The organism is Actinoplanes sp. NPDC026619 (assembly GCF_040638295.1).
Taxonomy (GTDB): Bacteria; Actinomycetota; Actinomycetes; order Mycobacteriales; family Micromonosporaceae; genus Actinoplanes.
The window spans coordinates 193,765-214,168 of record NZ_JBEZYA010000001.1 but is presented as its reverse complement, the minus strand read 5'-3'; the positions used below and the strand labels follow the sequence as shown (position 1 = coordinate 214,168).

The 20,404-nt window shown below is 70.2% G+C and carries 19 protein-coding genes; 9 read left to right on the top strand and 10 right to left on the bottom strand.

The window, feature by feature from the left end; genetic code table 11:
• Positions 1-39 precede the first annotated feature (39 nt).
• The 3 genes from AB0E90_RS01100 to AB0E90_RS01090 form a co-directional block, all read right to left on the bottom strand.
• The gene (locus AB0E90_RS01100; protein WP_360397628.1) at positions 40-882 is read right to left on the bottom strand and encodes an FAD binding domain-containing protein; all 843 of its coding nucleotides are present in this window, start codon (positions 880-882) and stop codon (positions 40-42) included.
• 130 nt (positions 883-1,012) lie between these two features.
• A complete protein-coding gene (locus tag AB0E90_RS01095) occupies positions 1,013-1,960 on the bottom strand; it encodes a pectate lyase (RefSeq protein WP_360397626.1) in 948 nt (315 codons plus the stop codon).
• Between the two features lie 198 nt (positions 1,961-2,158).
• Positions 2,159-2,980 (bottom strand): SDR family oxidoreductase, encoded by an 822-nt coding sequence (locus AB0E90_RS01090; RefSeq protein WP_360397624.1) that lies wholly within the window; start codon positions 2,978-2,980, stop codon positions 2,159-2,161.
• 105 nt (positions 2,981-3,085) lie between these two features.
• Here AB0E90_RS01090 and AB0E90_RS01085 point away from each other — a divergent pair, with 105 nt between their 5' ends.
• Positions 3,086-4,030, top strand: a complete 945-nt coding sequence (locus tag AB0E90_RS01085; RefSeq protein WP_360397622.1) for a DMT family transporter — start codon at positions 3,086-3,088, stop codon at positions 4,028-4,030.
• Here the strand turns inward: AB0E90_RS01085 and AB0E90_RS01080 are convergent.
• Positions 4,020-4,184 carry a hypothetical protein gene (locus AB0E90_RS01080; RefSeq protein WP_360397620.1) on the bottom strand — a complete coding sequence of 55 codons (165 nt, stop codon included), beginning with the start codon at positions 4,182-4,184 and terminating at the stop codon, positions 4,020-4,022. The two genes, AB0E90_RS01085 and AB0E90_RS01080, sit on opposite strands and share 11 nt — an antisense overlap.
• A gap of 250 nt (positions 4,185-4,434) precedes the next feature.
• On the opposite strand from AB0E90_RS01080, the gene AB0E90_RS01075 reads away from it, so the two are divergent.
• On the top strand, positions 4,435-7,050 hold the full coding sequence (locus tag AB0E90_RS01075; RefSeq protein WP_360399408.1) for an EAL domain-containing protein: 2,616 nt from the start codon (positions 4,435-4,437) through the stop codon (positions 7,048-7,050).
• 45 nt (positions 7,051-7,095) lie between these two features.
• Positions 7,096-8,085, top strand: a complete 990-nt coding sequence (locus tag AB0E90_RS01070; protein ID WP_360397618.1) for a hypothetical protein — start codon at positions 7,096-7,098, stop codon at positions 8,083-8,085.
• 21 nt (positions 8,086-8,106) lie between these two features.
• Here the strand turns inward: AB0E90_RS01070 and AB0E90_RS01065 are convergent, their stop codons facing one another.
• The 4 genes from AB0E90_RS01065 to AB0E90_RS01050 form a co-directional block, all read right to left on the bottom strand.
• On the bottom strand, positions 8,107-8,556 hold the full coding sequence (locus tag AB0E90_RS01065) for a hypothetical protein (RefSeq protein WP_360397616.1): 450 nt from the start codon (positions 8,554-8,556) through the stop codon (positions 8,107-8,109).
• Positions 8,557-8,575: 19 nt separating this feature from the next.
• On the bottom strand, positions 8,576-9,412 hold the full coding sequence (locus AB0E90_RS01060; RefSeq protein WP_360397614.1) for an aldo/keto reductase: 837 nt from the start codon (positions 9,410-9,412) through the stop codon (positions 8,576-8,578).
• A 45-nt stretch (positions 9,413-9,457) separates the two neighbouring features.
• Positions 9,458-9,610 (bottom strand): hypothetical protein, encoded by a 153-nt coding sequence (locus AB0E90_RS01055; protein WP_360397612.1) that lies wholly within the window; start codon positions 9,608-9,610, stop codon positions 9,458-9,460.
• Positions 9,611-9,693: 83 nt separating this feature from the next.
• A complete protein-coding gene (locus AB0E90_RS01050; RefSeq protein ID WP_360399405.1) occupies positions 9,694-10,578 on the bottom strand; it encodes a LysR family transcriptional regulator in 885 nt (294 codons plus the stop codon).
• Positions 10,579-10,651: 73 nt separating this feature from the next.
• On the opposite strand from AB0E90_RS01050, the gene AB0E90_RS01045 reads away from it, so the two are divergent.
• Positions 10,652-11,902: an MFS transporter gene (locus tag AB0E90_RS01045; protein ID WP_360397610.1), complete on the top strand. Its 1,251-nt coding sequence runs from the start codon at positions 10,652-10,654 to the stop codon at positions 11,900-11,902.
• A 72-nt stretch (positions 11,903-11,974) separates the two neighbouring features.
• Here the strand turns inward: AB0E90_RS01045 and AB0E90_RS01040 are convergent, their stop codons facing one another.
• On the bottom strand, positions 11,975-14,194 hold the full coding sequence (locus AB0E90_RS01040) for a bifunctional diguanylate cyclase/phosphodiesterase (RefSeq protein WP_360397608.1): 2,220 nt from the start codon (positions 14,192-14,194) through the stop codon (positions 11,975-11,977).
• A gap of 89 nt (positions 14,195-14,283) precedes the next feature.
• Here AB0E90_RS01040 and AB0E90_RS01035 point away from each other — a divergent pair, with 89 nt between their 5' ends.
• The gene (locus AB0E90_RS01035; protein ID WP_360397606.1) at positions 14,284-15,201 is read left to right on the top strand and encodes an aldo/keto reductase; all 918 of its coding nucleotides are present in this window, start codon (positions 14,284-14,286) and stop codon (positions 15,199-15,201) included.
• A gap of 51 nt (positions 15,202-15,252) precedes the next feature.
• On the opposite strand, the gene AB0E90_RS01030 is transcribed toward AB0E90_RS01035, so the two are convergent.
• Positions 15,253-16,086 (bottom strand): DeoR/GlpR family DNA-binding transcription regulator, encoded by an 834-nt coding sequence (locus AB0E90_RS01030; protein ID WP_360397604.1) that lies wholly within the window; start codon positions 16,084-16,086, stop codon positions 15,253-15,255.
• A gap of 286 nt (positions 16,087-16,372) precedes the next feature.
• On the opposite strand from AB0E90_RS01030, the gene AB0E90_RS01025 reads away from it, so the two are divergent.
• From AB0E90_RS01025 to AB0E90_RS01010, 4 genes are read left to right on the top strand one after another with little or no spacing between them, the layout of a single operon-like run.
• The gene (locus tag AB0E90_RS01025; RefSeq protein WP_360397602.1) at positions 16,373-17,662 is read left to right on the top strand and encodes a sugar ABC transporter substrate-binding protein; all 1,290 of its coding nucleotides are present in this window, start codon (positions 16,373-16,375) and stop codon (positions 17,660-17,662) included.
• Positions 17,663-17,721: 59 nt separating this feature from the next.
• Entirely contained in the window at positions 17,722-18,651 is a 930-nt protein-coding gene (locus AB0E90_RS01020) for a sugar ABC transporter permease (RefSeq protein WP_360397600.1), read from the top strand.
• A 5-nt stretch (positions 18,652-18,656) separates the two neighbouring features.
• The gene (locus AB0E90_RS01015; RefSeq protein WP_360397598.1) at positions 18,657-19,502 is read left to right on the top strand and encodes a carbohydrate ABC transporter permease; all 846 of its coding nucleotides are present in this window, start codon (positions 18,657-18,659) and stop codon (positions 19,500-19,502) included.
• A 34-nt stretch (positions 19,503-19,536) separates the two neighbouring features.
• Positions 19,537-20,403, top strand: coding sequence for a ketose-bisphosphate aldolase (locus tag AB0E90_RS01010; protein ID WP_360397596.1), 867 nt, complete (start codon positions 19,537-19,539; stop codon positions 20,401-20,403).
• Position 20,404 lies beyond the last annotated feature (1 nt).

The window sequence follows — 20,404 nt, the reverse complement described above, 5'->3', positions numbered from 1 at the left end:
CCGAGGAACCCTAGTCCACTTTTCTGGAATGAATCAAGATTACGGGCCGGTGTTTTCCCGGGCCTGGGTCAGCGCCCGCCTCGTCAGGACCTGCAGGGCGCGTTGCCGGCGACGCCGCTCGCTCCCGTCGAGATCGCTCAGGTTGGCGTCGAGCTGGGCGGCGGCATCGGCCGCGGCGAGGACGGCGGCGTCCGAGAACGCACTTCCGACCAGCGCCCTCTCGGCCGTCCGGGCCCGGACCGGGCAGGGGCCGGCGTTGACCAGGCCGATCGCGGCGGCGCTGATCAGGCCGTCGGCCACGGTGACCGCTGCCATCGCGGCCGCCTCGGGATAGATCCCCGGTCCTCGGCGGTCCTCGGCGTAGCCCACGCCGGTGCCGTCCGGGAGAACCGGCAGTCGCGCCTCGGCCAGCAACTCCTCCGGCCGGCGCGCCGTCGTGAACGGGCCGGTGAAGAACTGCTCCGCCGGCACCGTCCGGCCGCCGCCCGGCCCGGTCAGCTCGAAGCGAGCGTCGAGGATCACCGTCAGGACCGGCCATTCCGCCGCCGGGTGGGCGTAGGCCAGGCTGCCGAGCATGGTTCCGCGGGCCCGGATCGGCGGGTGCCCGATGTTGCGGACGACCCGGCGCATCAGGCCACCGAGCGGGCCGGTCACCGCATCCGACTCGAACGTCCGGTGCCGCACGAGCGGGCCGACCCGCAGCGTGCCGTCCGCCTCGGCCAGCACCTCGAACTCGGCCACCGCGTTGATGTCGACGAGCCGGCGGCCGCTCCGGCCGCCCAGCTCGGGAAGCAGGCTCTGCCCACCGGCGAGCACCGACGTGTGTCCGTCCGCGAGGGCGCTCAGCACCTCGTCGCGACAGGTAGCGGAGATGACGTTCACCGCGTGTGCGCCCCTTCGCCGGGATCGGTCAGGGCACATATTGTCGATGATCTGTTGATGCGGGACAACAGTTCACCCCGTTGGGGTTCACCCGGCCGGGCGGCCACCCGGCCGGGTGACGGGTTCCTGGTCAGATCTGGCCCGCTCCGGCGCCGGCCTGCACCAGTGCCGGTACGGACGCCGGCGGGTCGAGCGTGTAGCTGTAGTAGGCGCTCGGCTCGGCGACCGTTCCGCCCGCCTCGCACGTGCCCGAGGCGGTGAAGACGTTGTTGCGCTGGACCAGCCGGCCCGGGGCGCTGTCGGCGTAACCGCTGGTGGAGAAGCACGGATAGGCCACGCCGGCGAAGTAGTTGCCCTCGACGAGGACGCCGCCGTTCATGGTCGAGGCCACCCCGTACAGCTCATTGCCGTCGAAGTAGTTGTTGTAGACGTGGACCGGCTCGCCGAAGCGCACCCGCGGATGCCGCTGCCGGGAGCCGTCGAACCAGTTGTGGTGGATGCTCACCCGCAGGTGGCCCACGTCGGTGGAGGCGGCGCCGTCGGAGTGGCCGATGAGCATCGACTTGTCGGTGCCGGCGAAGTGGTTCCACGAGACCGTGACGAAGTCGGCGCCGCGCACGATGTCGACCGAGCCGTCCACCGGCCGCACGAACGTGTTGTGGTCGATCCAGATGTGATGCGACTCCTGCCCGACATTGACCGCGTCGTCCTCGGCGTCGACGAATGTCAGGTTCCGCACGATGACGTTGGACGACCGGTAGAAGTCGAACCCGCCGCCGGAGATGACCGCCGTCGAGCCGAGCCCGACGATCGTTTTGTTGGGCCGGACCCCCTGCTTGCTGGTGATCGCGATGGCGCCGCTGACCTGAATGATCAACGGCCCGACGGTGTCGATCGCCTCGAGCAGCTCGTCGGTGGTGTCGACGGTGACGGTGGCCCCACCGACCCCGCCGGTGGTGCCGGTGGCGAACCCGTCGGCCACGCCCGCGGCCAGGGCGCTCGCGTGGGCGGGAGCGGTCGCCGCGGCGCTGAGCAAGGTGGCGAGGGCCGCGGCGGTGATCCATCGAATTTTGGTCATGCTGATTCCCTTTTCGGCAGGCGAGGACGGCCAAATCCACAGTGGATTGGATGTTGGCCCTGCATGTGTGCTGTTTCGCCGGCGGAACCGCTTAGCCGAAGATAGGGAGTTATTTCGATGAGAGTCAATGGATCCGATATGCAGAAATGTTGCAGCCGGCCCGGCGGGTTCGCGCGGCGAACTCGCCGGACCGGTGGTTCAGCCCTGGGCCTCGATGGATACCGGCTGCCACTCGCGCCACTCGGCGAGGCGGGACTCGTAGTCGGCCGTCGCGATGCCGATCGGGGCCGAGCCGAAGAAGATGCGCAGCGGCGGGTTCTCCGCGTCGACGATCTTGAGGATCGCGGAGCGGGTCGCGGTCGGGTCGCCCGGGTCGGAGACCCGCTTCTTGCGGCCCTCGGCGGCGATCTCCCGGACCTTCTCGTACGCCGGGAGCTGCGTCGCGTGCTTCGCCGACGAGCCGCCCCAGTCGGTGCTGAAGCCGCCCGGCTCGACCAGCGTCACCTTGACGCCGAACAGCGCGACCTCCTGCGCGAGAGCCTGGCTGAAGCCCTCGAGCGCCCACTTGGAGGCGTTGTAGATGCCGATGTTCGCGAACGCCGAGATGCCGCCGATCGAGGACACCTGGATGATGTTGCCGCCGCCGCTCTCCCGCAGGTAGGGCAGCGCCGCCTGGGTGACCCAGAGCGCCCCGAACACGTTCGTCTCGAACTGCTCCCGGGCCTCCTGCTCACTGATCTCCTCGATCATGCCGAACTGCCCGTAACCGGCGTTGTTGACAATCACATCAAGACGACCGAATTTCTCGTACGCCTGAGCCAGCGCCGCCGACACGGCCGCCTTGTCGGTCACGTCGAGGGCGAGCGCCAGCACGCGGTCGCCGTATTTCGCGGTGAGCTCGCCGAGCGATGCGACGTCCCGCGCGGTCGCCGCGACCCGATCCCCACGGTCGAGCGCGGCCTCGGCCCACTCCCGGCCGAAGCCACGGGAGGTGCCGGTGATGAACCAGGTCCTGGCCATCGGATTCCTTTCCTCGGTTGTCACTTCTAGTCATATCTCAAGATCGGATACTCGCCCGGCCGAATATGGGTGGCCCCGCCCGGGTCGCGCTCCTAGGTTCATCGGATGAGCGATCGAGAACGGGCCGGCGCCCTCGCCGCCGCAGGCGTGACCGTCCTGTTCTGGGCATCCGCGTTCGTCTCCATCCGCAGCGCCGGCGCCGCCTATTCGCCGGGCGCTCTGGCGCTCGGCCGGTTGGCCACGGCGGCGCTGCTGCTGGGCGCGTTCGCCCTGGTCCGCCGGGTCGGCTGGCCCGACCGCCGGGCGTGGCCGGGCATTCTGATCTCCGGCCTGCTCTGGTTCGGCGGCTACATGGTCTGCCTCAACTGGGGCGAGCGGCTGGTCGACGCGGGCACGGCGGCGCTGATCGTGAACGTCGGCCCGATCCTGATCGCCCTGCTCAGCGGGTGGCTGCTGCACGAGGCGGCGCCGCGGTCGCTGTGGCTGGGCATCGGGGTGTCGTTCGCCGGCACCGCGGTCGTCGGCCTGTCGATGTCCGGCGGCGGCCGGTCGTCGCTGCTCGGGGTGCTGCTGTGCGTACTGGCCGCGATCACCTACGCGATCGGGGTGGTCGCGCAGAAACCCGCCCTGAAGCACGGCAGCGCACTGCAGATCACCACCTGGTCGGCGCTGGTCGCCACCCTCGCCCTGCTGCCGTTCGCGGGCGTGCTCGTTCACGAGGTGGCGCAGGCGCCGCTGTCGGCCACGCTGAACATGCTCTACCTGGGCGTGGGCCCGACCGCGATCGCGTTCACCACCTGGGCGTACGCCCTGACCCGCACGCCGGCGGGCAAGCTCGGCGCTACGACGTACGTCGTACCGGCGCTGGTGGTTCTGCTGTCCTGGATCTTCCTGTCCGAGGTGCCGGGCTGGCTCACCCTGGCCGGCGGCGCGCTGTGCCTGGCCGGTGTGGCCGTGTCCCGCCGGCGGGCGGCCCGGCCGGTGACACCGGCCGTGGCCACACCACCCGTCCCGGCCGTCGTGCCGGCCGATGAAGAGCTCAGCGGCTGAACGAGAAGCGGCGCTTCTTCGGCTTGCGGAAGCCCTGCAGGGTGTCGGCGCCCTGCCGCAGCAGGCGGGTCGCGCGGGTGGAGCCGCGCCGGGCCTCCACGACGTCGCTGAGCTTGCGGGCGCCGGCGGCGGCGAGCGGCACGGCGACCGCCATGATGACAAAGCGTCGGATCAGATTCGGGATCATGCCGGACTGATTACCCCCGATCGCCTCGGCCCATGCCCGACCGGCCGGCTCGCGCAGATGGCGGAATCGCGAACGGGGCCGTAACCTCCGCCGGGTTCGCTCGTTGGGCGGAGCATCGGACGTGAAAATGCTCCCTTCCCCCCTCGCATTTACGGGACGACATATGGCAGGCGGACCCCCCTCCGGTCCGGCCGGTAGGTCACACCGCCGGCCGGTGATGCTCGCCGTCCCGGTGCTTCTCTTCGTGGTCGCGCTGGTCGTCGCGTTCGGACTGCTCCGCGCGGATGCGGTGGCCGGGCTGCTCGTCTCCTGCTCGGCGGCGACCGCGGTGGTGATGGCCCGGGCCGCGATCTCCGGGCGCTCCGCCGGGCCACGCCTGCGCGCCCTGGCCCTGGCCGGCGGGGTCGGGCTCACCGCTCTCGCCGGCGCGGGCAGCGCCGCCGCCGTCCTGGTCGCGCGGGATGCGCGGGTCGCCGGCGGGGTGCCGCTGCCGGCCGAGATCCCGCTGGTCAGCCTGTTCTTCGTGGCCGGCCTCTATCTTCCGGCGATCCTGCGCCCGCTCCAGCGCCGGGACATGCTGGCCCGGCTGCGGTTCGGGCTGGACGCGCTGGGCGTGACCGCCTGCCTGATGTTCTCGTCGTGGCTGCTGCTGTTCAGCAGCGGCGAGCGGCTCGGCGCCTCGATCACCGCGCTGATCTTCGGTTCCGGCGCGGTCGCCACGGTCGCGGTCACCGGCGTGCACGCCATCCGGCACCGGGCCGCGCTGCAGTGGTGCGGCCCCGGCGCGGCGCTGTCGCTGATCGGGCTGACCGCGCTGGTCGTCGCCCTGGACCATCCGTGGGTGCCGAACGCGGCGATCGCGGCCGTTGCCGCCGCGGCCGCGATCAACGTGGCGGCGGGCGTGCTCTGGTACGGCTCGGTGCGGATCCAGCCGGACGCGGGCCCGATGCCGCCGCCCGGCAGCGAGCCGCCGGCCAGCTTCCCGCTGCTCGCCATCCTGATCCTGTCCTCGGCGCTGATCACCGTCTACCACCTGGTCAACGGCCGCGAGGTGGACGCCGCGTCGATCATGCTCGGCACCGTCGCGGTGGCGGCGGTGGCGACCCGCGAGTGGGTGAGCGCGGTCGCCCTGCGCCGGCAGGCCGGCCACCTCACCGACCAGGGCAACCGGTTGCGCAGCCTGATGTTCGGCGCCGCCGACGTGGCCCTCGTCCTCGACTCCAACCTGGCGGTGCGCTGGCAGTCGGCGGCCGCGGCCCGCCAGTTCGGCGCGGTTCTCGGCCACTCGGTGTCCTACCTGGTCCATCCCGGCCAGGTCGACGAGGTGCACACCTTTCTGACCGCGCGGATGACCGGCCGCGCCGACGGCGAGGACGTCGCGGTCCGGCTGCGGGGCGGCGCCGGGGACAGCATCGCCGTCCGCCTGCGCGGCGGCGTAGGCCAGTGGCGGGAGACCGAGTGGACCACCAACGGCGCCGACCCGGCCGAGCCCGGGCACACGCTGGTCGTGCACATCCGTGACGTCACCAACGTGCACGACCTGGAGTACGCGCTGCGCCAGGCCACCCACCTCGACCGGCAGACTGGGCTGGTCAACTCGGACGGCCTGCTGCGGGCGGCCGAGCTGATCCCGGACGCCGGCGCGATGATCGTGATCGAGCTGGGCGGGCTCACCGCGATCGGTGACGTGCACGGGCGCGACCTGGCCGATCTGGTGCTCGTCGAGGCGGCCCGGCGGCTGCGCGGCCGGGTGGCCGACGCCGACATCACGGCCCGGGTGGGCGAGACCCGGCTCGCCGTGCTCACCCACAGCGGCGCGGTCCGCGCCCACCTGCTCGCCGGCCAGCTGGTCAACGTGCTGTCCGCGCCCTACCCGGCGGCCGGCACCGTGTCCTACCTGTCCGCCTGGGCCGGCCTCGCCGACGTCACCGGCGAGCACGACACCGCGGAGGTGGTGCGGCGGGCCGCTCTCGCGCTGCGATCGGTGCGCTCCGGTCCGCCGGGCGCGGTCGAGTGGTACGACGCCGAGATGGAGACCCGGCTGCTGCGCCGCTCCACCCTGGAGCAGGACCTGCCCGGCGCGCTGACCCGCGGCGAGATCGACCTCAGCTTCCAGCCGATCGTCGAGCTGGCCGGCGGCCGCCCGGTCGGCGTCGAGTCGCTGCCCGCCTGGCGGCATCCCACGCTCGGCACGGTGCCGGCCGGCGAGCTGCTCCCGCTCGCCGAGGAACTCGGCATCCTGGCCCAGATCGAGCACTGGGTGCTGCATCGCTCCTGCCGGCTGCTCGCCGAGTGGCGGCGGTGGGACGAGTCGCTCTGGCTGGCCGTCAACGTGCGGCCGGGCGAGCTGGTCGACCCGGCCTTCCAGGCGAGCCTGCACACCGCCCTGGAAAATCACGACCTGCCGCACTCCGCGCTGGTCATCGAGATCGCCGAACAGCACCTGCAGCAACCGGCAGTGGCCGACGTGGCCGCTCAGCTCGGCCGGCTGCGCGCCCAGGGCGTGCGGACCGCCGTCGACAACTTCGGCACCGGCCCCACCTCACTGAGCCGGCTGCGGATCCTCCCGATCGACCTGCTGAAGATCGACCGGGAGGTGTTCGGCCCGCCGGCCGAGACGGTCCGGGCGGCCGGCGCGGTCATGGACGTGGCGGTGACGCTGGGCCGGCGGCTCGGCATGGAAGTCATCGCGCACGGCCTGCAGACCCCGGCCGACCTGGACGCGGTCGAGGCCGCCGGCTGCCGCCTCGGCCAGGGCGACCTGCTCGGCCGCCCGATGCCGGCCGAACACTTCGAGGCGCTGCTCGAGCAGCACCGCGACGCCCGGCGCTGAACCTTCGTGGCCGGTTCGTGCGACACGGTTGGCTACGCTGCGGCCATGTTGCCGCTGCGGAAGCGCATCTGGCCCGTGCTCGGGCTGGCGTTCGGTGCCCCGATCTGTGCGGAATTCCTCCAGGCCTACCTTCCGTCGACCGGCGACGCGCCGATGTTGCTGCTGTCGCTGTTCATCCTCGCGCCCCTCTACGGCGGCGCCGCCCTGCTCATCCGGGAGGTGTCGGTTCGGCGCGGACTGGGCTGGACCGGCACTCTTCTGCTCGGCGCGGCGTTCGGCCTGGCCATGCCCGGCCTGGTCGACCTGTCGCTGTTCACCGAGGATCGCGCGGACATCGCGTATTGGGCGGAGCAACGCCGGGCCACCCTCGTTCCCGGGCTGGGCGTGGCGGCGTTCCCGGCGATCTCGTGGGTGGCCGGTCACATCCTGATGAGCGTCGGCGCGCCGCTCGCGGTCCTCGACTGCCTGGCGCCCGCGCATCGGGACCGCCGGCTGCTCGGGCGCGTCGGCATCGTCGTGACCGCCGTGCCGGCCATCGGCGTGGCCCTGCTGATCCGTTCCGACGCCGTCCACCTGACCGGCGAGCCCGGCGCGGCCCGCACCTCGATCGTCGCGGTGGCGGTGCTGGCGCTGGTGGCCCTGGCGCTGACGCCGGTCGGCCGCCGGGTCGTCCCCGGCCGTGCGCGGCCCGCGCCGGCCTGGACGATTGCTCTCGCCGGCCTGGTCATCATGATGAGCATCGACCTGCTGCCGGCCACCTGGATCGGCGTCGTCATGCTGAGCGGCCTCCTGATCGCGGCGGCCGCGGGCCTGCGCTGGTACAGCGCGGCGACCGCCTGGTCACCGCGACAGGTCGCGGCGCTGGCGGCGGGCGCGCTGACCGGCCGCACCCTGATCGGTCTACTCGCGCCGGTGCCCGACGGGGTGAGTGCCGGGGCGAAACTCGGCCAGAACCTGGTGCTGCTCGCTGCCGTGCTGGGCGTGGCCTGGCTGCTGGTCAGAGACCGTTGGTCCGAGTCAACTTCGGCCGGGTGATCGGCTGACCCCGCCTCTCGGTCAGAGGCAGGCGCCGGCCGAATTCTGACCGAGAACCATCGACGACTGCTCGTCGGCGGCCTGGATGGCCACCACACAGGCGGCGCCGATCGGCACCGCCGCGATGATCGAGCCGGTCGGCCCGATGTCGTCGTCGCCGGCCGTCCGCACGGTCGGATCCGGATATCCGGCGGCGATCAGCGTCGTACGCAATTCGCCTGGTGCCTTCGCCCCGGAAAGCAATCCGGTGATCCGGGAGCTCTCGTCGTTTCCCCGGCTGGTTTCGGCCGCACTGAGGCGCTTGCGATGCGCAACGTCCGAGATCAGCCGCCGGCAGGACGCCTCGCCGGCGTCGCAGGAGACGCTGACCGAGAGATGAGTGCCGGTCCCCTGCGCGATGGTCGCCCCGAGCGCGACGAGCGCGATGGCCGCCGCGGCCACGAACATCCAACGTCGCTTCTTCGTGACCACGGCGCCAAAGCTAGCAGGATCAGTCGAGGCCGCTGATCGCCGCGACCTCGGCCGGGGTGAGTTCGAGGCCGGCGGCAGCGACGTTCTCCTCCAGGTGCCCGGTCGACCCGGTGCCCGGGATCGGCAGGATCGCGGGGGAGCGGGCCAGAAGCCAGGCCAGGACGATTTGGTACGCCGTGACGCCGTACTTCGTCGCCGCCTCGTGCACCGCCGGCCTGCTGTCCAGGTTGGAGATCGGCGCCCACGGCAGGAAGACCAACTGCTCCTGCTCGCACAGGTCGACCAGCGACTCGGACTTACGGTCGTCGACGTTGTAGCGGTTCTGGATCGAGACGATCGGGGTCAGCCGCTGGGCCGCCCGCAACTGCTCCTCGGTGAAGTTGGAGACCCCGATGTGCCGGATCTTGCCCTGCGCCTTGAGCTCGACCAGCGTGCCGATCGAGTCCTCCAACGGCACCTTCGGGTCGGGCCGGTGGAACTGGTAGAGCGGAATCTGCTCCAGCTTGAGCTTGCGCAGGCTGCCCTCGAGAGCCGCACGCAGGTGTTCGGGCCGCCCGTCCGCCACCCAGTTCCCCGGGCCCGGCCGGACAAGGCCACCTTTGGTGGCGACAACCAGATCCTCCGGGTACGGATACAGCGCCTCGGCAATGAGATTCTCGCTGACATCCGGCCCGTACGAGTCCGCGGTGTCGATGAAGTTGACCCCGAGCTCAACCGCCCGCCGGAGCACCGCCTTGGCCTCGTCACGGCTCTTGGGCTCACCCCAGATGCCGTCCCCGGTGATCCGCATGGCCCCGAACCCGAGCCGATTGACCGTCAGGTCCCCACCAAGATCGATAGTCCGTGAAGCACTCATTTCCCGAACCTACGCCGCCCCGCGCGCGATCCGCCGTCCGAACGCTCACCGACGGCCCCGGTTCTGCAGCCGGGTGAACAGCCCGCGCAGCCGGCGCTGGTTCTCCGGCTTGGCCAGCTGCCGGCGACCCTGGTCGACCAGCCGCCGGCCCTGCGGACTTTGCAGGAACGTGCGCACACGTTGGGCGAGAGTCGCCATGGTGGTGCCTCCTCGAGTCGGGTGTCCCCTCGGTTACCCCCGCGAGTCCCACCGGAACCGCATGGCGCGGCCGCTCGCCATGCTCAGTCGTAGGGGCCGGCTTCCTGGACCCACTGGCGGAAGCGCTCCGCCGGTGGGGCGAGGCGGCGGTCGGTGCGCCAGGTCAGGCCGGCGATGCGTTCGGCGCCGGGGGCCGACAGCGGGATGCCGATCGTGCCGGTGGCGCCGGCGAACTGCTCGGGGACGATCGCCACGCCCAGGCCCGCGCCGACCAGGCCCTCGACCGTGCCGAGGTCGCGGATCTCGAACGCCACCCGCAGCGTCGCCCCGGCCGCCGCGAACAACTCTTCCACCTGGGCGCGGAACCCGAACCCGGCCGGCACCGTTACGAAATCCTCGCCGGCCACGTCGGCCGGCCGCGCCGTCTTCCGGCCGGCCAGTCGATGCCCGGCCGGGACGATCAGCGCGAGGCGCTGCCGCTGCATCTCCAGCCAGCCGTACGGGCCGTCGGGTCGCGGCGAGGTCAGGGCCAGTTCGGCCGCGCCGGTGGTCAGGTCGTGCAGGATCACGTGGCTGGGCTCCTGCCGTAGCTCGACCCGCAGCCGCGGACCGCGGAGCCGGACGTCGTGCAGCATCCGTGGCACCAGTGACGTGGACATCGAGTCGAGGAAGGCGAGCCGGACCGTGCCCGCGTCCGGGTCGAGGATGCTGGCCAGGTCGCGGCGCAGCCGGTCGTGCCGTTCGACGAGGTCGCGGGCGGCCTCGAGGGCCAGATCGCCGAGCGGATTCGGGTGCACGCCCTTGGCGTCCCGTTCGAACAGGCGGGCGCCGAGCTCCTCCTCGATCCGGGCGAGCAGCCGGGACAGGGTGGGCTGGCTGGTGTGCAGGGCGGCGGCCGCCTCGGTGACGTGGCGGTGCTCACCCAGAACCAGCAGTGCGCGGAGGTCCTCGATCTGCACAGCAGGCATCATACGTGTGGCGCATGACTCCGTACGAATCAATGCATTGGCCGTATGAAGCCTCGAAGCGCAAGGTCGCTGGGTGAGTTCCATCGGATACCGGGCCGGCGAAGCCGGATATCGCCGCGTCTGCCTCGCCCTGTTCGCCGCCGGCGTGGCTACGTTCGCGCTGCTCTACAGCACCCAGGCGCTGCTGCCCGAACTGGCGGTCACCTTCGGCGTCACGCCCGCGCAGAGCGCCTGGTCGCTGTCGCTCGCGACGATCGGCCTCGGCGTCGCGCTGCTGATCACCGGCCCTCTGTCGGAGAAGATCGGCCGCACGAAGTTAATCCATCTTTCCCTGACGCTGTCCGGTGTCGTCGCTCTGGCCTGCGCGTTTGCCCCGACTTGGGAATCCCTCCTCGCGCTGCGCCTGCTCCAGGGCATCGCCCTGGCCGGCCTTCCTGCGGTAGCCACCGCCTACCTGCGCGAGGAGTTGCACGCCGACACCCACGCCCGGGCGGCCGGGCTGTACATCGGCGGCACCGCGCTCGGCGGCATGTCCGGCCGCCTCGTCACCGGCGGCGTCGCCGACTTCCTCGGCTGGCGGTGGGGTCTCGCCGCGGTCGCCCTGGTCGGGCTGGCCTGCGCCGGAGCGGTGGCGGTGCTGCTGCCGGCATCGCGCAACTTCGCTCCCCGCGAGTCCCGGGCGGTGACGAAGCGGGCATTCACCGACCCGGCGCTGCTCTCCCTCTACGCCATCGGCGCGTGCTCGATGGGCGCGTTCGTGGCCGTCTACAACGCGATGAGCTTCCGGCTCACCTCGGCGCCGTTCCTGCTCGGCGCGGGCGCGGCCGGCGCGGTCTTCCTGGTCTACCCGGTCGGCTCGCTCAGCTCGACGCTGGCCGGCCGGCTGGCCGACCGGTTCGGCCGGCGCGCGGTGATGCCGTTCGGCTGCCTGGTCACCGTGGCCGGACTGCTGCTCACCCTGCCCGACCGGCTCCCGATCATCGTGGTCGGCCTCGCGGTGATGACCGCCGGCTTCTTCTGCGTGCACGGCGTCGCCAGCGGCTGGGTCCCGGTCCGCGCGCACGCCGCCGGCCTGCCGGCCGGACAGGCAGCGTCGCTCTACCTCTTCTGCTATTACGCCGGTTCGTCGGTCTTCGGCAGCCTTTCCGGTACGGCGTGGACGCTCGGCGCCTGGCCCGCAGTCGTCACGTTGTCACTGGCCTTCGTGCTGGTCAGCGGCGTCCTGGCGGTCGGCCTGCGGCGTGTGCCGGCCTTGATCCCGGACGGCCTGCGCGCCCGCGAAGCAGCCGCAGCCGTGCCGGCCGGACGCCCCGCGCGCGCCTGAGGCGACGGCGACGCCTGCGGGCTCGCGAGGCAGCGGCGACAGCGGCCGCTACCCGGACAGACAGCGCACTCGTCAGGCGGCGACGGCCGTTGCCACGTACTCGGCCAGGGCGGCTGGTGGCAGGGGCTTTGCGAACAGGTAGCCCTGGCCGGCGCGGCAGCCCAGGGCCTCCACCTCGGCAGCCTGTTCGCGGGTTTCGATGCCCTCGGCGATCAGGCGCAGGTTCAGCACGGTCGCCAGGTAGACGATCGCGGTGGTGACGGCGGCGCCCTCGGGGGTGCCGTCGAGCTCGGCCACGAAGCTGCGGTCGATCTTGAGGACGTCGCAGGGCAGGCGGGTCAGGTACTGCAGCGACGAGTAGCCGGTGCCGAAGTCGTCGACCGCGATGCGGATGCCGTGGCCGCGCAGCTCGTGCAGGGCCGCGATGCAGTTGCCGTCGGCGACCAGGGCCGACTCGGTGATCTCCAGGACCAGGCGATCGGCCGGTACGCCGGAGCGGTTCAGCACGGCGAGCACGTCGTGCACGATGGTGGGCTCGCGGAGCTGGCGCGGCGACAGGTTCACGCTGATGTACCGGTCCTCGCCGAGGATCGCGAACTGGGCGAGGGCCTGCTCCAGCACCCACAGGCCGATCGGGATGATCGCGCCGCTGCGCTCGGCGATCGGGATGAACGCGTCCGGTCCGATCGGGCCGCGGGTGCCGTGCTCCCAGCGCAGCAGCGCCTCGGCCGCCAGGACCCGGCCGGTGCCGACGTCGACGATCGGCTGGTAGACGACGTGCAGCTCGCCCCGCTCGAGCGCCTGGTCGAGGTCGTCGGCCAGGGCGGCGTCGGCGGCGCGCCGGTCGACCATCCCGGGCTGGTAGATCGTGAAGCCGTGGCTGCCGGCCCGCTTGCTCTGGTACATCGCCACGTCGGCGCGGCGCAGCAGAGTCTTGTCGTCGACCCCGGGTTCGAAGCGGGCGGCGCCGATGCTGGCGCGCACCGGGATCGCGTCGTCGTCGAGGTCGATCGGGTTCGCGGCCATGTTCGCGAGGAGCCGCTTGCACACCGCGGCCGCCTGCTCGTCGTCGGCGATCTCGGTGAGCATCACTGCGAACTCGTCGCCGCCGATGCGCGCGATGGTGTTCTTGCCGCGCACGCCGCCGCGCAGCTGGTGCGCGACGTGGACCAGGAAGGTGTCCCCGGCGGCGTGCCCGTAGGCGTCGTTGACCAGCTTGAACCCGTCGAGATCGATGAGCAGGACGGCCGGGTTCTCGCCGCGCTTGAACGCCCGGTCGAGCGCGTCGTCGAGCCCGGCCCGGTTGGCCAGCCCGGTGAGCGCGTCGGTGATCAGCAGCTCCCGGCTGGTGCGCAGCGCCATCATCTGGCGGGCGGCGACGGCGCAGGTCATCATGATGAGCCCGAGCACCAGGCCGCCCCACGGCAGGAACTGGCGCTCGGCCAGGGTGACCGCGAGCATGAGCAGGCCGCCGCACACCATGGCGGACATCGGCAGGTGGGTGGCCCAGGCCGGCGCCTTGGCACGAGGGCGGTCGGCCAGACTGCCGGTCGAGCTGAGCGCGAGGATCGGCGCCGCGTCGAGCACCAGGCTGGCGAAGATGATGATCCAGGCGGACACCATATTGCCGTCCTGGGCGCCGGTGGCCGCGGTGCGGGTGAGGTAGAGGTCGGCGATCGCGTAGACGCCCATGCCGAGGGTGAAGACGGTCATCGGCAGGGCGAACCGGGCCACCGCGCCGCGCAGGACGATCGACGCCACGGCGGCGAACATCAGCAGGTCACCCAGCGGCCAGCCGATCGTGCCGAGCCACAGCAGCGAGGGCTGCGTGTCGGCCAGCACCGGTTCCAGCGCCACGTACCAGACGACCATGAATCCGGCCGCGAGCACGGTGCAGATCTCGGCGATCAGCGCCGCCCGGACCCGGCCGCGCAGGCCGCCGATGCCGCCACTGAGCGCGCCGAGGGTGAAGCAGGCGTACATCGCCGTGCGGGTGAGCATCATCGCGCCGCTGAGAGCCTGGCTGCCGGTCACCGAGACGGCGAGGAAGAGCCCGAACGTGACGAACGAGCCGAGCCGGCCGGCCGCGATGAGCCGCCACGCGCGCCGGCTCATGCCGGGCCGGGACGCCGCCTTCCAGCTGCACACGGCCCCGATCAGGTCGAGCGACATGATCGTGAGCGCGGTGATCCAGGGTCGGGCGGCCAGGTTGGTGTAGCCCACCACCTGACCGGCGACGCTGCTCAGCGCGAGTAGCGCGATGGCGGCCGGGGCGAAACGCTTCTGCAGCACTCCGTCAGGTTCGGCGGCCCGCCGCGACTGCTGAGACTCCACGCTGTCCCGCCACCGGCCCGCACCCGCCCGGGGTGTTTGATGGGTGCGTGACGATCTTCGAGCGGCTGGCCGGCGCCTCCCGGATCGGGTTGGGGCTCGCGGCGGTTGGCCGGCCGGGCTACATCAACCTCGGGCGCGAGGCCGATCTGCCGGCCGGGCGGACGGTCGGGACGATGCGGGCCCGGGCCCACGAGCTGCTTGATCAGGCGTACGCGGCCGGGGTCCGGTATTTCGATGTGGCCCGTTCCTATGGTCGTGCCGAGGAGTTCCTGGCCTCCTGGGTCAGGAGCCGGCCGGATGCGGTGGTCGGCAGCAAGTGGGGTTACACCTACACGGCCGGGTGGCGGATCGATGCCGAGGTGCACGAGGTCAAGGACCACAGCGTGGCCACCTTCGAGCGGCAGCTCGGCGAGACCCGGGCGCTGCTCGGCGACCGCCTCGACGTCTACCAGATCCACTCGGTCACGCCGGACAGCCCGGCGCTGACCGACCCGGAGCTGCACGCGCGGCTCGCCGATCTGGCAGCGCAGGGGGTGGTGATCGGCTTCTCGACCAGCGGTCCGGCGCAGGCCGAGGCGATCCGGGCCGCGCTGCGGATTCAGGCCGAGGGCGCGCCGCTGTTCCGCAGCGTGCAGGCCACCTGGAACCTGCTGGAGCCGAGCGCCGGGCCGGCGCTGGCCGAGGCGCACGCCGCCGGATGCCTGGTCATCGTGAAGGAAGCGCTGGCCAACGGCCGTCTGGCGGTGGGGGAGCAGGCGCCGGGCGATGTCGCCGCGCTGGCGGCCGCGCTGCGCCAGCCGTGGGCCGGCATCGTGCTGTCGGGCGCCGCGACGACCGCGCAGCTGACCTCGAACCTACGAGCCGCCGCCGTCGAACCGCCCGCCGATGCGCCTGCTGCCGGGGAAGGCTTGGCAATGCCGCCCGCCGAGTATTGGCGGGAGCGATCAGCCCTGCCGTGGCGGTAGCGATCAGCCCTGCCGTGGCGGTAGCGATCAGCCCTGCCGTGGCGGTAGCGATCAGCCTTGCCGTGGCGGTAGCGCCTTGGCCGGGGTGATCAGCTCGACGCCGTTCGCCTCGAGGGCGTCGCGCAGGTCGGGCGGGGGAGCGGTGTCGGTGATCAGGTAGTCGGCCGCGGCCAGCTCCGAGACCTGGGCGAACAGGCGCCGGCCGAACTTGGAGGAGTCGGCGAGGATCGCCACCCGGGCGGCCCGCGAGATCATCTCCTGCATCATCGCGGCCTCGGCGAGATTGCTGGTGGTGTAGCCGGCCTCGGCCGAGACCGCGCCCACGCCGATCAACGCCAGATCGCAGCTGATGTCCAGCTCGGCGCCGGTGTTGGAGCGGAAGCTGACCGGGCCGATCGTGGCCAGGGTGAGCGCGCGCACGGCGCCGCCGAAGATGTAGATGTCGCGGACCGTCTCGGTGGGCAGCGCGCCCGGCACCAGCAGGTTGTTGGTCGCCACCGTGAGGTCGCGGTGCTGGCCCAGCGAGCGGGCGAGGGCGAGGATGGTCGTCCCGCCGTTGATCATGATGGTGGAGCCGTCCTGGATCAGGGCCGCGGCCATCGCCGCGATCTTCTCCTTCTCCTGTTCCTGCACGCTGAGCCGCTGGTCGACGGCGCGGTCGGTGCGGGAGACGGTGGACAGACTGACGGCGCCGCCGTAGGTGCGCACGAGGCTGCCCTCGGCGGCCAGCTGATCGAGGTCGCGCCGGACAGTGTCGATCGAGACGCCGAAGCGCTCGGCCAGCTCACCCACCGTCACCTGGCCGGTCTCCGCGACATATGCGGCCAGCTGCGCCTTGCGTCCGGCCGGCAGGTGGCGCTGCCTCTCGTTGCTGTCGACGCTCACTGTCTCCCCCTTGTCAGTGCGGCAGTATGCCACAAACGCATGTCCATTGAGCACACCGCTGCGTAGAGCCGCGAAGAGCCGCAAGTATGGGTGCGACCAGCTGAAAGTCCGATGCCGCACCAGTAAAAGCAGGCCAGGCATCCATCGATGGAAGCCTCATGGCGCAACAGTATGCCGTACTCCGCAGTTTTTTGCTGTTCTTCTCTTGTCCTCTTCTGTAACACGCTGCTAACGTCGTGCCAACACAGCAGAGAACAGAAAGATCTCGATATAAGAGGAGCCCGCCATGGCGGTTCGTTCATCCCGGCTGAAGCGAGTAATAGGGGCAGTAACCGCGGCCACGCTGGTCGCGTTCGTGGCGGCGTGCGGCGGGGGCGACTCCGACGACTCGAGCTCGGGCGGCGATGTGACGCTGGAGTTCGCCCAGTGGTGGGGCGCCGAGCTCCCGGCCGGGGATTTCGACAAGATCATCGCTGATTTCACGGCGGCGAACCCGAACATCAAGATCAAGCCCATCAGCGCGCCGTACGCTTCGACCAAGCAGCAGCTCGTCACCGGCGCCGCCTCGAAGACCCTGCCCGACGTGGTCGGCCTCGACGGCGCCTGGGTGAACGACTTCGCCAAGCAGGGCGCGATCGCCGACATGTCCAAGCTGATGACCGACGCGAACTACGACTCCAGCCAGCTCGCGAGCCAGATCCAGCTGGACGGCAAGACGTACATGATCCCGGTCGTCAACTTCGTCTACCCGCTGTTCGTCAACAAGGACCTGCTGACCAAGGCCGGCGTCGCCAAGGTGCCGAGCACGCGCACCGAGTTCCTCGACGCGGCCAAGAAGATCAGCGCCACCGGCGGCGACGTGAAGGGCTGGGCGCTCCCGCTCGACACCGCCGTCCCCAACGGCATCCAGAACGACGTGATGTCCTGGCTGTGGGCCTCCGGCGGCAGCATGCTGGCCGATGGCAAGCCGGCCCTGCAGACCGACGCGGTCAAGAGCACGGTCGAGTACGTCAAGAGCCTCAACGACGCGAACGTCATCGCCCCCGGTTCCCTCACCATGAAGGAGCAGGACAAGGTCGAGAAGTTCACGCAGGGCCAGGTCGGCATGATGATCGACTCGCTCGCGCACGTCAGCCTGATCAAGAAGAACAAGCCCGACCTGAAGTTCGAGATCGCGGCCATCCCGGCCGAGGACAGCTACACCGGCAAGCGCGGCATCCCGTACGCGTCCTGGGGCATCGGCATCTCCAACTCGACCAAGCACAAGGCCGAGGCGTTCAAGTTCGTCAGCTACCTGATGAGCAAGGAGACCAACGCGAAGCTCAGCACGATCGCGAACGGCTTCCCCGGCAACAAGACCGCCGAGCCCGACTTCAGCAACAGTGACCCGCTGTTCAAGCAGGCGTTCGACATCTACCAGCAGGGCACCGTGGCCAACGAGTTCGTCGGCCTGCCCAAGTCTGAGGACCTGATGCGCAGCTTCGACGAGCAGCTCCAGCTCGTGCTGACCAACAAGACGAGCGTCGACGACGCGCTGGCCAAGGCGCAGGAGTCCTGGTCCTCGGTGATCGGTTAGCCCGCCCGGGCGCCGTGCCGGCCTTGAAGCAGGCGCGGCGCCCGACCTAGGAGACAGCCATGACAATGCTCGCAACGAAGACCGCCGCGCCGGTCGAACCGGTGGCGCCCAAGCGAAAGTCTCTGGCCCGGCGCCTGGTCCCGTACGGCTATCTGTCCCCCACGATGATCCTGATCGTGGTCCTGATGGTGGTCCCCATCGTCATGGTGATCAGCTATTCGTTCCGGGACAACGTGATCGTCCAGGACAACTCGGTGTTCGCCGGGTTCGCCAACTACACCAAGGTGCTCACCGACCCGGACTTCCTGGCCGCGATCAAGAACACCGCCATCTTCATCACCGTCAGCATGGTGGCCCACCTGGTGCTGGGCTTGGCCTTCGCGATGATGCTCAACACCGAGCTGCTCGGCGGGGTCACCAAGGCCATCTTCCGGATCGTCTACATCCTGCCGTGGCTGTTCACCATCGCGGTCATCGCGGTCATCTGGCGGCTGCTGCTCGACCCGTCCGGCGTCATCAACTACGTGCTGCACTCGATCGGCCTGATCAACGAGGGCGTGAACTGGCTCGGCGATCCGGGCAAGGCGCTGTGGGCGGTCACCTTCATCAACATCTGGTCGGGCTACCCGTTCTTCATGATCAGCCTGCTCGCCGGCCTCCAGGGCATCCCCAAGGACCTCTACGAGGCGGCCGCGGTCGACGGCACCAACTGGTTCCAGCGCTTCCGCCACGTGACACTGCCCCAGCTCCGGCCAGTGATCATCAGCATGGCGGTGCTCGACCTGATCTGGACGTCCCAGCAATTCGCGCTGATCTGGATGACGACCGGCGGCGGGCCACTCAATACCACCGAAATGCTCAGCACCTACACCTACAAACAGGCCTTCAGCGAGTACGAGTTCTCGACCGCGTCCGCCGCAGCCGTGATCGTCCTGCTGCTGACGATGATCCTGTCCTTCTTCTACGTGCGTTCGCAAAGGGAGCGGTGATCGGAATGGCCGTCGCCATCAAGACGAAGCGCACCCTCGCGAAGACCGGCGTGATCACCGGGCTGATCATCGGCGGCCTGTTCGCCGGCCTGCCCGTTCTGTGGATGCTCTCCACCTCGTTCAAGGGCAACGGGGACGTCTTCCAGAACCCGCCGAAGCTGATCACGTCGACCTTCTCGTTCGACGCGTACAAGGAAATCCTCGGCAACGGCACGCAGCTGCGCTACTTCCTCAACAGCTACATCGTCGCGATCGCGGTGACCGTGTTGACGCTGCTGGTGGCCCTGCTGGCCGGCTACGCGTTCAGCCGCTTCAACTTCCCGTTCCAGAAGACCATCAACGCGGTGATCGTCAGTGTGCAGGCCGTGCCGCCGATCACCCTCGTCATTCCGTACTTCGGGCTCGTCGTCGCGCTCGGCCTGTACAACACCTATCCCGGCCTGATTCTCACGCACATGGTGTTCACGCTCCCGTACGCGATCATCATGATCACCGCGTACCTGAACACGCTCCCGAAAGAGCTCGACGAGTCCGTCAAGGTCGACGGTGGCACCGGCTGGACCGCACTGTGGCGGATCCTCGTGCCGATCTCGGTGCCCGGTCTGATCGCGGTCGGGGTCTACACGTTCATGATCTCGTGGAACGAGTACCTCTTCGCGCTCACGCTGACCCGCACCGATGACATGCGCACGGTGCCGATCGGCATCCAGATGCTCATGGGCCAGCACTCGTACGAGTGGAACCAGATGATGGCGATGAGCATCCTCGGCTCCATTCCGGTCCTCATCCTCTTCCTGCTCTTCCAGAAGCGGTTCATCGGCGGACTGACCGCCGGCGCTGTCAAGGCCTGAGCTTTTCAGGCAAAGCAAAAGGAGAAACACAGTAATGCTGACGACCGGCAAAGCGATCCTCGACGTCGCCAACGAGCACGGCTTCGCGGTACCCGCCTTCAACATCAGCGACTGGGCGATGTTCAAGGGAATCGTGGAGATCAGCGAGGAGACGAACGCACCGCTGATGGTCGCGATCCACCCGGACGAGGTGAAGCACATCGGCCCCGAGATGATCAAGGGAATCGTTGAGCGGGCGCACAAGTCGAGCATCCCGATCGCGATCCACTGGGACCACGGCGCCACCTACGCGCAGATGCTCGAGGCCTTCCAGTACGGCTTCACCTCGGTGATGCTCGACGCCTCGACCAAGCCGTTCGACGAGAACGTCGCGATCTCGAAGAGGGTCGTCGACTCCGCGCACGTGCTCGGCATCTCGGTCGAGGCCGAGCTCGGCACGATCGGCGCGAACGACAGCTACGGCGAGTCCGAGGGCACCACGACAATCATCTACACCGACCCGGACGACGCGGTCACCTTCGTCGAGCAGACCGGGGTGGACTCGCTCGCCGTGGCGATCGGCACCTACCACGGCTTCTTCCCGAAGAACCTGAAGCCGGAGCTGAAGCTCGACCTGCTCAAGGAGATCAAGAGCCGGGTCCAGATCCCACTGGTGCTGCACGGTGGCTCGAACAACCCGGACGACGAGATCCGCGAGGCCGCGCGCATCGGCATCAACAAGATCAACATTTCGACCGACATCAAGGTCGCGTACCACAACAAGATGCGCGAGGTGCTGGGCACCGACGAGAAGGTCCGCGAGCCCAACGCCATCCAGCCCGCGTGCATCGACGCCATGAAGATCGTCGCCGCCCAGAAGATCGAGCTCTTCGGCGCCGACGGCAAGGGATCCCTGTTCTGAC